General features: G+C 31.9%; 12 protein-coding genes and 2 pseudogenes. 2 read left to right on the top strand and 12 right to left on the bottom strand.

What is annotated here, in order from left to right:
- Positions 1–382: 382 nt before the first annotated feature.
- The 3 genes and pseudogenes from AC0ONG_RS10935 to AC0ONG_RS10925 form a co-directional block, all read right to left on the bottom strand.
- Complete coding sequence (locus AC0ONG_RS10935; protein ID WP_000470152.1) at positions 383–889, bottom strand: GNAT family N-acetyltransferase; 507 nt, start codon at positions 887–889, stop codon at positions 383–385.
- 313 nt (positions 890–1202) lie between these two features.
- The gene (locus AC0ONG_RS10930; protein WP_000655724.1) at positions 1203–1850 is read right to left on the bottom strand and encodes a lysozyme family protein; all 648 of its coding nucleotides are present in this window, start codon (positions 1848–1850) and stop codon (positions 1203–1205) included.
- 415 nt (positions 1851–2265) lie between these two features.
- Positions 2266–2370: pseudogene (locus tag AC0ONG_RS10925) on the bottom strand (YxeA family protein); the annotation flags it as partial.
- A gap of 859 nt (positions 2371–3229) precedes the next feature.
- Here AC0ONG_RS10925 and blaIII point away from each other — a divergent pair.
- Positions 3230–4174, top strand: a complete 945-nt coding sequence (gene blaIII, locus AC0ONG_RS10920; RefSeq protein WP_000289420.1) for a class A beta-lactamase BlaIII — start codon at positions 3230–3232, stop codon at positions 4172–4174.
- A gap of 117 nt (positions 4175–4291) precedes the next feature.
- Here blaIII and AC0ONG_RS10915 read toward each other — a convergent pair whose 3' ends face one another.
- The 3 genes from AC0ONG_RS10915 to AC0ONG_RS10905 are packed head-to-tail and all read right to left on the bottom strand — an operon-like array spanning position 4292 to position 5418.
- Positions 4292–4900, bottom strand: coding sequence for an RNA ligase family protein (locus AC0ONG_RS10915; RefSeq protein WP_003281362.1), 609 nt, complete (start codon positions 4898–4900; stop codon positions 4292–4294).
- A 35-nt stretch (positions 4901–4935) separates the two neighbouring features.
- The gene (locus tag AC0ONG_RS10910) at positions 4936–5067 is read right to left on the bottom strand and encodes a hypothetical protein (protein ID WP_000627209.1); all 132 of its coding nucleotides are present in this window, start codon (positions 5065–5067) and stop codon (positions 4936–4938) included.
- 21 nt (positions 5068–5088) lie between these two features.
- Complete coding sequence (locus tag AC0ONG_RS10905) at positions 5089–5418, bottom strand: HD domain-containing protein (RefSeq protein WP_000240601.1); 330 nt, start codon at positions 5416–5418, stop codon at positions 5089–5091.
- A gap of 1180 nt (positions 5419–6598) precedes the next feature.
- Here AC0ONG_RS10905 and AC0ONG_RS10900 point away from each other — a divergent pair.
- Positions 6599–6754 (top strand): annotated as a pseudogene (locus tag AC0ONG_RS10900) (DUF2278 family protein); the annotation flags it as partial.
- A gap of 133 nt (positions 6755–6887) precedes the next feature.
- Here AC0ONG_RS10900 and AC0ONG_RS10895 read toward each other — a convergent pair.
- From AC0ONG_RS10895 to AC0ONG_RS10870, 6 genes are all read right to left on the bottom strand, one after another.
- A complete protein-coding gene (locus AC0ONG_RS10895) occupies positions 6888–7298 on the bottom strand; it encodes a hypothetical protein (protein WP_000592185.1) in 411 nt (136 codons plus the stop codon).
- 358 nt (positions 7299–7656) lie between these two features.
- A complete protein-coding gene (locus tag AC0ONG_RS10890) occupies positions 7657–9201 on the bottom strand; it encodes a DUF3472 domain-containing protein (protein WP_074789514.1) in 1545 nt (514 codons plus the stop codon).
- A gap of 498 nt (positions 9202–9699) precedes the next feature.
- A complete protein-coding gene (locus tag AC0ONG_RS10885) occupies positions 9700–10185 on the bottom strand; it encodes a DUF4879 domain-containing protein (protein ID WP_000272949.1) in 486 nt (161 codons plus the stop codon).
- Between the two features lie 259 nt (positions 10186–10444).
- Complete coding sequence (locus tag AC0ONG_RS10880) at positions 10445–11209, bottom strand: SDR family oxidoreductase (RefSeq protein ID WP_001037509.1); 765 nt, start codon at positions 11207–11209, stop codon at positions 10445–10447.
- Between the two features lie 386 nt (positions 11210–11595).
- On the bottom strand, positions 11596–12318 hold the full coding sequence (locus AC0ONG_RS10875) for a thioesterase II family protein (RefSeq protein WP_001172926.1): 723 nt from the start codon (positions 12316–12318) through the stop codon (positions 11596–11598).
- Entirely contained in the window at positions 12305–13009 is a 705-nt protein-coding gene (locus AC0ONG_RS10870) for a 4'-phosphopantetheinyl transferase family protein (RefSeq protein WP_000701224.1), read from the bottom strand. The genes AC0ONG_RS10875 and AC0ONG_RS10870 overlap by 14 nt, the downstream gene beginning before the upstream one ends.
- Positions 13010–13287: the final 278 nt, after the last annotated feature.

Here is a 13287-nt window from a genome sequence, read left to right as displayed (position 1 = left end):
GTCTATCTTCACACCTTCCCAAGCTATTGCACTTTTTTTCAGTGTAATATACATGTAGAAATACTTCTTTACGAAGATTCAAGTTGTACCGCATGTATCATCTCACTATTTACAAAATAAAGTTAGGCTCAAAATTCTTACACTTGAACAACTGTTTTGTTTTCATACCGTTTATAAGCCTTTGTAGAGGAATAGTATTAGTATGTCCAAGTTTGATAACTTTTTTTCACCAAAACCTACAACTGATCTCATCACTACCATATCTTTATCAGTAATTATCTTCATTGTGGGTTCTTAAATTATACTATTTTCATAACATATGCAGAAGAAATATAACCTACTTGTTTTTAATCTGCCGTTTTAAATAGTGCGTTCTAAAAAACTACTCTTCTTCTAAAATAGCGTAATAATATTCATCCCACCATTCATTCCCATGTGGTATACACTTCCTAAAATAGCCTTCTCTTCTCATTCCAATCTTCTCCATCACTCGATATGATGGAATATTTTGTGGCTGACATGTAGCTATAATCCTATGTAATTTCATTTCCTTAAAGCCATATTTCAATGTAGCTTGTGCTGCTTCAGAAGCATATCCTTTATTGAAGTATTTTGGATTGAACACCCAACCAATCTCATATGTATGCTCACCAAAATATTTATGAAAAACTATATGACCAATCAGAATATCTTTATTAATTAATACTACAGGAAAGTTCTTAGCGTTTTCACCAATGTTTTCATTCACAAAGTTCCTTGTATTTTCTTCAGTAAAAACCCCTTCAGGTATGTATTTCATAACATTGATATCTGATGTATACTCATGAACAGCTTGCCAATCTTTGAACTCAAATTTTCGTATTAATAATCTTTCTGTTTTTATAAACATTTACTTTTCCCCCTCAAAAAATTGCAACTATATTTAAAATCCACTTTTAACCCTTAAAACAAAAAAAACTTGCAGGAATCTCTACAAGTTTTTTTGTTTTAAGGTGAAAATACGGGCCAAACAAACAAACAAACTATCTTACAGCTTGACTTTAGAAACTTTAGGGGTAATGCTTTGACAAATATACTATATAACAAATATTGACATCCACGGAATTTATTTTTGAAAATTGTGTGAATTAAGAAAGAAAGTAGTTTTTTTCTTAGATATTATTGTTAATAACTGATGGTATCATTATATTTCATTCTGCAACTTATTTAGAAGAGATATGTACATTTCGAAGAAGTTCTTCAATAAGTTTTGTTTTTTCATTTACCTTTGTGGCATATGTGAAATCACCATAACAATATGGATACCTAAAATTATTTTTATTTCCACCACAAGTATACATCGCTGGATTTTGATCAACCTTCATCTTAGAAAACGTTTTGGCTGAATCCTCCGAGTGTTGTTTAACTTCTTGACTAGCAATAAAATCAATATACCCTGGCCCCATATTATAGCTTTGAATAATTGTATCCATGCTAACATCCTTGTCCGTTCCATATTTGTACATTTTAGCAAAGTGTTTTACCCCTTGTTTAATGCTCAAGCTTGTCTCTTGAATTTCATTTGGTTTTAATCCAAGTGATTCGGATGACTGCATAGGGTCGTTTCCCTCACCTCTACTCTCTTGGTACATAATTCCTAATAAAACTGCAGTTTTCTCTCCTAAATTATATTTTTCTAATTCTTTTTTTAAGGTAGACTTATATTGCAATACACGTTTTTCGGTGGCTAGTGCTTTATTTTGTTGAATATTGGTTTTATGATTAAAATAAAGCATTCCAAGTATTATTCCTAAGCCTAAAATACTAATAAGGAACACTTTTATAATTTGTTTTTTACTTGTATCCTTCATATATTCCTCCTCGTATAAAAAATTCAATTTTTCAAAGGTAATTGGTTATTTACAAACTATGTAATGAACATCTATCTCCCGCCCTTTTTAGACTCAAACATCAATACTTTAAGGTTTCAAGTTTAATATAAAAATTTAAAGATAAGGTAAAGATAAGATAAAGATAAGATAAAGGGCATTTTTTATACGTACTTTAAAAGATATTGGTACAAAGGGATATGTGGGGAAATTTGTTGATATAAAAGGAATTAGTAATAATGGAAAGGTTAACGTACAAATTATTAATTATGGAAATATCATTCCAGAAGATCTACCCTATCTTTTCAATATACTTCATATAAAAAATTACAACATAACATATAATAAAAAACGGCAAACCCTCGACGTAGGAGAATCCACCATCACAAATAAATGATTATTTCACACCTAGTTTTTCTTTTACTTTCTTAGGAAGCTCGTCTTCCTGCACTTCCTCCCAAGCTGTTACACCTTTTTTATCTAAATGATATACACGTAGGAATAGACCTACGCTACCTTCTTTCTTCACCTTACCATAGAATTTGTTAACATTATCATCTTTCTCCTAACTAACATCTGTTACTTTTACTAATTTCATATGAGAAATCCCCTCCAAATGTACACACTAAGAATGAGATTTGATAGAAGATGCTTGTCTACATTTTGACTTTTCCAAAATACGAATAATATACCATTCGTTAATGGTCTGATTCGACTTTTCCTATTGAAACTGGAATATTTGGTCAAATATATTAAACACGCAAATAACTTGATATCGTATCTCATGATTTTTAAGAATAATTCTGTTTTTCATTGTAGTAGTAAGGTTGTTTATCTCATATTGAATTACCTTTCATTTTTCTTACAAGCTCGCAATGTTTTTGAAAATACAGTTTATAAAGCCGAGAATTATGATTTTTTCAGAGATAGCATTGAGGGGTTTTTCATATGCACTGTACTATACTCCCGTACAGGTTTCATTTACAATTCATTGTATTTTCTTTACCGTTCACCAAGTTAAAATGGAACAAATTTATTACTTAGAGTGTCTATTATGTGTATTCCTAAAAATATGAAAGGACTTATTATTCCCAAAAGTAAAGTGATGTAAAAAAAGTGTGTATTGAAATACTTCATTTAAATGTTACGAGTTTAATACTTTCACAGGTAAACTATTACAAGTGTAAGCAAAAAAGAAACACCCTAAACAGTAACCGTTCATTCATATAAACGCTTTGGTTCTGCTTATCCTGTTAAAATTCAACTTCAGAAGTATTGGTATCCAACACCCACTTTAATTAACATCGGTATTTAAAATACCAAAACAAAATCCATATATTGTTGAAAGAGGTTGAAAATTCATGTACGTTTTAAACAAGTTCTTTACCTACAAAAAGATTGTACCTGTCGTATTACTTTCATGTGTAACACTAATAGGGTGTTCTAATAGTAATACTCCATCTGAACCACCTAAGCAAACAAAACAAATAAAGCAAATTAAACAAGAAAATACAGGTCATGATTCTTTTGCTAAGCTTGAAAAAGAATATAATGCTAAGCTTGGTATCTATGCTCTGGATACAGGTACAAATCAAACTGTTGCTTATCATCCAAATGATCGTTTTGCATTTGCCTCTACATCTAAATCATTAGCAGCGGGAGCTCTTTTACGTCAGAACTCAATAGAAGCTCTTGATGAAAGGATTACGTATACGCGTGAAGACCTTTCTAATTATAATCCAATTACAGAAAAGCATGTGGATACAGGAATGACGTTAAAAGAACTTGCAGATGCTTCTGTTCGATATAGTGACAGTACGGCACATAATTTAATTCTTAAAAAATTAGGTGGTCCATCCGCATTTGAAAAAATCTTGAGAGAAACAGGAGATACGGTTACTAAATCTGAACGATTTGAACCTGAATTAAATGAAGTACATCCTGGAGAAACGCGCGATACCAGTACACCAGAAGCGATCGCTAAGACACTTCAATCATTTACATTAGGATCTGCACTTCCAACAGAGAAACGTGAATTATTAGTAGATTGGATGAAGAGAAATACGACTGGTGATAAGTTGATTCGTGCGGGCGTACCAAAAGGATGGGAAGTAGCTGATAAAACAGGCGCAGGATCTTATGGAACAAGGAATGATATTGCGATTATTTGGCCACCAAACAAAAAGCCAATTGTTCTTGCCATCCTTTCTAATCATGATAAAGAAGATGCAGAATATAATGATAAGCTTATTGCTGACGCGACTAAAGTCGTATTAGATACTTTAAAAGTTACGAATAAAAACTAATAAATTAATAGCTTTCCGTGTTAGGGAGTATATTCTCTGATAAGAGTAACCATACATGAACGTCAAATGATGTTAGAAAACGAAAAAACACGCAGTTCCATTTGGAATTGCGTGTTTTTATTTTGCTAATTTATTGGGGATAACCGCTTGTGTCATCCAGTGCTGATTGGATTGCACATGGTCTTTTCGAACAAATTTCCCTACGGATTTTGAAAAATCATTATAGTGAAACGCATCCGTTAATCTAAGTACATACCCTTCCTGAATCCCTCCAAAGAGTGAAGTACCGTTGTAGCACGAACGAATTACCTTTTCATTATAGGGGCCACGATATAACACTGGAACGTGTGCAAGGCCTAACTTTTTACAACATGCAACTGTTGCATCCCACGATAAACATTCATTTTTCTCATTCCATATTGAAAAGACATAAAAATAGGAAGTCAGTGCTGTGTAGTGAATGCTATGACAAGCATATACATTTTCACCACATATACGCCATCCTTCTGGAATTCTATACCCCATACTTCCTTGTAACGTTTTTACCCATGTTCTCGATGGGTGATGACCACTTGATAACGACCTTGCATGAATAGCATCTTTATAAAGGGATGTATTTTCACCATCTAACTTTTCTAGTACGATTACTTCTTGAGTTTCAAATCCGTCCATATTTTGTAGAACACGGTCATCACTTGTTACCCCTATCGACCAAGGAACGTGCAATGTTCGTGGATATTTACAAGCATTTTTTCCCTTCTTTACTTCGCAAATGCATCTGCATCTCGGAAAAAATATAATTTCGTAAGCATCTCATCACCGCAGTAATGATAGATTTCACGTGCTGCCTCTTCCCCGCCATGTAACATCTTCATATGAAACTCTGTAATCATTAATACTTTCTCAATAAACTCCTATTCGAAACCAAGTTCCATTAAAAAGTGGCAAGCGATGTGAGTACTGACATATTCGTGACCATAATACGAATGGTACCCTTTGAGCTTTTTAAATACACGGCAAAACGGTTTACCTGTATCATGGAATGCTGCAGCACTTTGCAGAAGAAATAAATCTTCCCCTACATAATTCTCTGTTAAATGAGCGTATACCATATATGTGTGCTGACATAATGGTAAGGAATGATAGGGGTTTCCTTGATTATATTGAAACATATCAGAAAAGAACGGGATGTTCTTCATGACAAATTGAACACCACACCCATGCGTCTCCTCCTGTTTCACCATTACAGTTTACTCTAAGTCCCGCTTTACTTGTTCGTTTATGGTTTCTTGTAGTTCGAATAAGACGATGCACAATCCGCTCTGATTTTATGTAATCTATTAGCTTGAATCGTTACTTAAATATAAAGGGTTTCTCGGAAACCTATCTTTTTTTCCTAAGGCAGTGTAAATCGTAACCTCTGAATAACTCATGAATATCTTTATACCAATTGTGATATCTACAATTTTCTCCCCAAGCAGCAATCAACATATTTTCCATTAAAGTTTTTTATTTCCAATATTTCATCTAACTTCGTACGATTAATTACTTCCTGTAGTAGTCTTTCTACTGTATCTATTTTTATCTCATTTGGTTTTCTCAATATTTTTCACTTCTATTTTTTGATTGTTATGACTGGCACCTGCTCGGTGTCGGAAAATTCACTGTAACCATAATAAAGTAGAAAAAACAATAAAATAATTGTCCAAATAAATATAAAAACTTTATAACTATACTTCATATGAAAAACCTCATTTTCCCTATATAAGTGAATGTACATACACCTTATAAATCCAATTACATAAATTATTGGATATTTTAGCAGTAGAGAATCATTAAGTATTAGAAATTGTTATTCATAAACATATCCAAGAAATCTTCTAAAAAATATCATCTAGGCATTTTAACATTTTATCAAAATGCACAGATAATATTTTTACGTTTAGCTAAGTAATGCTTTTTATGTAATAAATCCTTATCTCTATTTCACCTTAATGTTTATATGTACAAGAGTCTGTGTAGCAACTAGACTGTACTTTAAATATGTACTAAATTGTGTGTGGGAAAGGAAGCACATTTTATTTAAAGTTTTTACTTTAAACCCCTTAATTAGTTGGTAGTCTTCTTCATTCAGACAGAAAGGAAATTTAAAGTGTGCACTTATTTTCAACTCAGACTCTTTACTACACACACTCCTATACACATAAAACATCTATAAATTTCGTAACATTACAGAAACAACAAGAAACATTAACGAAACAATAATAACATTAAGTAATAGTTTTGTAACACAAATGTAACACAATGTATTTAATCGTACAATACTTTTTTAGCTAATTATCAACAAAGTTCTGTTAATATCGTTCAAATTTAATAATGTTCCCATAAAGTATTACATATTGCTTGTGAAATGATTTTTCAAAATATAACGAATCATACCATGATGGAGGAATATTAATTCAATTTAAAAATAAATGGATTGATATCTTTCTAGCTTTTGTATCCCAATCATGTTGTAGAGCGGATTATGGTTATCCAATTAATGTAGGTGACCATGCACAAGCTAAGCCTTCTAAATAATTACTGTACCTAAAAAAAACAAGTAATTATACTTGTTTTTTTAGTTTACTTTCCAATATCGAAACAGTTTTATGTGCTTTCTTTTCCTGTCTACATTGGATGCATATCTTACTAAAGATAGCTTCTATTTTTTTTATGATTCTAGTGAAGTAATTAATTGCTGACGTTCTTTATCTCTATAAATTTTCATTTCATGTTTAAACTCGTAATTTCCTACTTCAAATCTAGCCCATTCCTTACTTGTCCAATATACTACATTTACATTTTCTCTTAAGATTGCAGAACACACATCCACTAATTCATCTTCGTAAAATGGAGCCTCTTTTGCTAATTCAAAAGCAAGCACTTTTGGATCCTTAGTTTTAATTTGAAGTTCCCTAGAGGTTTGCCCTAAATACTGCCATGGTGATGGTATTGATTGAACTTGGGCATTTCCCCTATCTTGAAACTGTGATGGAGAATCATTTGTTGAAGCAAATGTAGGTTTACTTACTCCTATTGCTGTTCCTAAAAAAATAGAACCAATAATAAGTTTTTTAATCATTTTTTCAGCTCCTTTAATAATTTTGGATATGCTTCATTTTTATACCACGTTCATGGTCATGTAAATGAAGAAAATTTGACATAATTATGCATTTTTCTCGAAAAATGCATATTAATTACGCACCTTAAATTTACCCAAAACAAAATTATTGGTTTAACGAAACTTTTTTGTCATAAGTATACACTTTTTGTATAAAAATTAGTTTTTAAAATATTTGCATACTTATTGATAAAGCTTCCTGCTATCCGTTATTCGAAGCCAGTTTATCTCCACCTACTCACTTCGCATTCCTTGAAGAAGGAATCCTCTTGACTAAAATGATAAAAAAGTTGGGGATTCCCCCAACTTTTTAATACGTCTATTGTCTGATTAAACCTGTAGATGTAACCCGATATGTTCTTTTCTTTCCTATATATTCCTGTTTTCCATTCTCAAGGTTAGTTAAAGTCGCTCGTGTTTTTTCCTTCGCCACTTCCCCTTCTATATGAGTAAATTCTATATAATCTCCCTCTTTTACAGGTACTGTTTGGGTTTCAGCATTTTGTTGTCTATTTCCCATAATTTCCTTATTGTACAAAACGCTACCAGATGAATTCTGGACTTTAATACTTGCATATGTGCTATTGAAATAAGAATGCGGCACACCAGCTTCTAATTTGATTTTCAGCTCTTCTGCTGTTTTATTATAATCTACTTTTGCAATTTCTCGATCACTATATCCTTTTAGGGACCATGCAAATTGGTTCCCTACTAAAATATCAGAATTTCCATTTGTAATTTCTACTTTTTTCTCTACAGTTCGATCAAATATGTCTGTTAATGTAATTTTAGCAAAAGCCGTTTGAGGCAATTGCATAGTTTGACTTACCTCAGTTTTGTAAGACTTAATATTATCGATTACTTTCAAAGGTTGTCCCATTAACTTTTCATTGTCATAGATTTCAATTTTCCCTTTAAACTGTGGAGTACTTTGTTCTTTCAATTTCCATGAAACATTTAATTTTCCATCTTCAAAGCGAGTATTTTGAATATCAAAATCTAAATTTCCCATTTCTGGTTGACTAGGCTGATTTATATTAAAGGTTTTTCCAGTACCAATAGTTGATTGAGTATTTCCTCCTGCCCTAACCCATAGATATTCTGAAGTTGCTCCTCCATCGTATTGATAGGACGTATCATGTTGCCCAGAGATACGCTGATTATTCCAAGAATTCCATTGTTTATCTGAAACTTTTCTGCTGTATCCATTTTTAAGACGTGCTTCTCTTACATCTTGTCCATTACCAGCCCAGTCCTCTTGAAACATCGATAAACCATAGTTAAATGCCACATTTGCAACTGGATGATCCATAATAGCAACTAACTTCCATTGATTTAATTTATTATCTTTTATCCACTGGCCAAACTTTGTATGGCCATCTTCTTGCCAAGAACGTAGAGTCATTCGATACCATTCACTATCTTTCCAATTATAAGTTGTTTGTACCTTTAGACCTGTTCCTTCTCCACCAAATCTACTGGCTTCTGAAGTCGGCGATAAATATTCAGCTTTTATTGCTTGGTTTGATGCTATTGGATCCCAAAGCGCAAAGTGAAGGGTACGTTTACCGAATTGATCAAAACCACTTTGTTGTTGGAAGCCCGCATAACCACCACCTTCTCCTCCCTGATTCCAGTTATGCACAGCCCAATATGTATAAGGTGCTGTTTGGACTGGTGACCAGTCTATGCTAATAATATCTGAAGCAGCAGTATTCTGTGGTGTTACATAAACTGATGGGGCATGAGATCGGGTTGCTGCCTCTGTACTAGAAATTGGTGCTCCATACATTGACAACATGGTACAAGCCGTTGAAACCATAACAATTTCTTTTATTTTTCCCCTTGTTTTTACTTTAAACATAACTTCCTATCTCCTTTTAAATTATTTTAGTTACATTGAATAATAACCCTATATATCCCTTTAAACAAATTACGTAATAAAGTAACATTAGCTTTAAAATCTAGATATATTTAATGTTTTTTTCACTGCTATTACTAATCAAATTATAGTATTTTGTATTAAAATCGTATGATTTAAGACTAAATATAAAGTGAAAATTTTATAAAATTTCATAAATATGTAGTTTTAGATATTTATGATGAAAGACCCACTAAATAACTTAATTGATTTTATGAAAGATTTCCTTACTTTATTGATTACACTATTAAACCTAGAATTGTTTACCAGAAAAATGTTATGTAAACTTTTAATTTGTCGATTAGAAAAAATAGTTTATCTATTTGCTGATATCTTATCATTAGTTAGAAAGAGCCTACTTAAAAACGTAGACTCCTTTAGGTATCCAAACGTTACATATATAACAAACATAAAAAAATAACATCGAATTCTTCTGTTAGTTTATTTAATATTTAATGACGTAGATAATGTATTCCAAGGTGCATTTGTAGATGTATTTTGATATTTAAATTGCCCATTTTGCTGTCCTGAAGCATCCCATTTATATTCCCATCCATCCACTGTTCTATCCCCATTTATATCAATCATCTTAGAATCTACTTTTTTTAGTTTTTGACCACTCATTTGAGCAATTGGATTTCTACCATATCCCATTTCATTTGTATAAATGTATAAATAGCTCCCTCCGTGATCTTTAGCTGTACTTAAATTATTAGGACCAATAAATTCAACCCCGCCTAATTGAGATTCAACTTTTACCACATTTAATGATGTTAATGGTGGTGCAGGTGCTGCGGATACATCAGTCGCTAAGCCAACTGTTGCTCCCACTAATAATGATGAAACTCCTATAATCATTCTTTTTAGCATACTCTCATCCCCTTTCGATTTAATACAAATTGATTCTATCATAATAATTTCATACATTTCCTTCCCTTTAAAAGAGTTAACAAAAAGTACCTATTTACATATGAAATTGTGCATATTCATTGCTTTTTACCATTTATACTTATCATAAATCATACTAAAGCATAATTAGTTCTCTCCCCTGATTGACTTACTACATTTGGCCCCATCTCAAGGTGACTATTCTAAGAACTAAAAAATGGTACATAGTTCACTGGTTTAACAAACAAATAATAGAATTGCAAAGTCAACTTAATTTAAGTTGGCTTTTCCTCTAATATTATAAGCAAGATCCACCACTTGCATCAATTAACTCACCAGTTATCCAACGACTGTCTGATGATGAAAGAAAACCTACAATATCAGCTATATCATTAGGTTCCCCCCACCTATTAAAGGTCGATAAACCTGCAGCATATTTTTGTCCATCTTGGTTACCCAATGTCTCAGCATTCATTTCTGTGTTAATTATGCCTGGGAGAATTGCATTTACTGTAATACCACGAACACCAAGTTGTTGAGATAAAGTATGAGTGAGTGTATTTATTGCCCCCTTAGATATACTGTAGGCAAAAACACTTGGGGAGGCTACCCTTGTGACAAAAGACGAAATATTTATAATCCTTCCCCCATCTTTTAAACGTGGCAAAGCCTTCTGAATAATGAAAAATGGAGCTTTCACATTAATATTCATAACCTCATCAAAAGACTCCTCTGTAGATTCCTCTAATGTTAAAACCTGCCCAATTCCAGCGTTGTTTACAAGGATATCAAATGTAGTATTACCTATATATTTTTGAAGAGATTGATCCATCATTGAATACAAGTTATTAATGCCATTAAAAGTACTTAAGTCTGCACGAATCGCAAATGCGGAACCGCCATCTTGTTTAATTTTATCCACTACACTTTCTGCTTCTTCTTTTCTTTTACTATAGTGAACAACGACTAACGCACCAGCATGTGCCAAATGTAATGCAATACTTCGGCCTATTCCTCTACTAGCCCCTGTTACTAATGCAATTTTCCCCTTCAATTTATTCATCTCATCATCCCCTTGTTTAAAAAATTCTACTTAGTTATATCACAAGATACCCTTTGAAATGTTGCTCACTAATTTGATATCCATAAAACCAAAAGGCCCACTCATAATTATAAGAGTCGGCCTTTTCACTTCACATATTCATTTGCTTTACATACAGCCTCTCTAACTGTTGTGTACTTTGTACTAAGTATAATAAGGAATCTTGATGGTATTATAGGTAAAGCCAGCTTAAACTAAAGTTAATTCATGTACATTTTGCTTAGAGTTTCTACCTTTAAACAGTTCGTTTAGGCTTCTATGCATATATTCAACAATATTTCAGCAATGCCTGTATTTTTCATCTTTCATATTTTTGTTTCTTAGGCATGAGCATACTTAGAAAAATCCTAAAAACTAGTTGATAATCTTTTAGAATTTAATTTTCCTATAATACTCTTTGCTATTTCTTCAATATTTTCATTTAGAAAGAAATGACTACCTTCAAAAGAATGAAAAGTACACGTTTTACTTGTATATTGCTTCCATTTTATTACTTGATCATATGTAGTAAATTCATCATTTTTCCCATTAAATATAAGAAAATCAATATCACATGGTTGTATATTATTTTCATGAATATATGTCTCGACAATCTTAAAATCTGCTCTTAAAATAGGGAGAAAAATCTCCATTAATTCTTCTGATTGAAGTACCCCAGATGGTGTACCTCCCATTGCAATAACTTCTCTTTTAAATTGTTCATTAGGAAGATTATATCGGATATTTTTTATTTTACTATTTGGATGGTTTCTACCGGATAAAACAAGAAATTCGGGTAATTCGTTATTAGAACCCTGTATTTTTCTAGCTACTTCATAAGCAATCAAACTCCCCATGCTATGCCCGAATAGAATGTACGGTGAAGCGTCTATTTGCTTAACTATACTAGTGTAGGCATCATTTACGGCCTCTTCCATACCTTGGTACAAGCTTTCTTCAATTCTATATCCTCTACCAGCTAATTCTATCGGGACTACTTCAATATATGGATTAAAGTAATTTTTCCATTTTGCGTAGTTAAACGCAGATCCCCCAGCATGTGGAAAGCAAAAAAGTTTAGTCTTCTGCATTGATTTTCTCCTTACTTTCAAATTTGTATATAGTTTGGCAAATTGTATAAATGTCTTTAATTATTATCTCTTGCGGAAATTCATCTCTTGTTGCACAAGCAGATAACTTATAATTTGGATCAATGTTATATTGTTTAAAGTAAAAGTTTTTAGGTATATTCTTGTATGAAATTGAAGTTCGTGATTCTTTTTTTATAGAGAATGAATTTAATGGGGTATAAAGCCCTTTTCCAATCGTTTTTATATAGCTTTCTTTTAATGTCCATAAATCATAAAAATAATTAATTTTTTCATCAGAATTCATATTAGATATATCATAAAATTCTTCCGCTGAAAAAAATTCTTTTGCTAATTTAAAAGCCTCTATTTCTGAAACTTTTTCTATATCAATACCCACGTTAAAATTAGCAGTAGTACAAACCACCCATTCTCCTGAATGAGACACATTAAAATGAAAGTCAGAAATTTTTTCAACAAAAGGTTTTCCATACTTATTATATATAAATCTAATTTCTTTATTATTAATTTTATACTTTTGGCAGATTAGAGATCGGATTAGTAAATCTCCTATTAGAGTTCTATTAATGTCGCATGAATTTAATAAACGCTTCATTCGTTCTTTCTTCTCATTTGAAACTAAGTTACTAAGTTGCTTAAGCAAATGACTTTCAATATTCTTTGGTATTTTCACAGCTTGAATTTGTATAATAAATCACTTCCTTTTTTAAAGAATTACTTCATATATGAACGTTACGGAAATTCAAATTAACTTTATTCTATTGCATATACAATAGAATAGGTGCATATTTACATATCAATGAAAATATGCACCTTTCCTCAGTAATATCATCAGGCATTCGCTTCTATTACAAAGATTTCATAGTATTTACATCATACTATGGGTAACTCATAAAGATTTCTATGTCTCTACCAATTACTTTTTACATTATCCCCTTAAAAAGTAATGCT

Source organism: Bacillus sp. TCT6 (assembly GCF_056033845.1).
The sequence above is the reverse complement of the archived record's forward strand: the minus strand, read 5'-3'. Positions and strand labels throughout refer to the sequence as shown.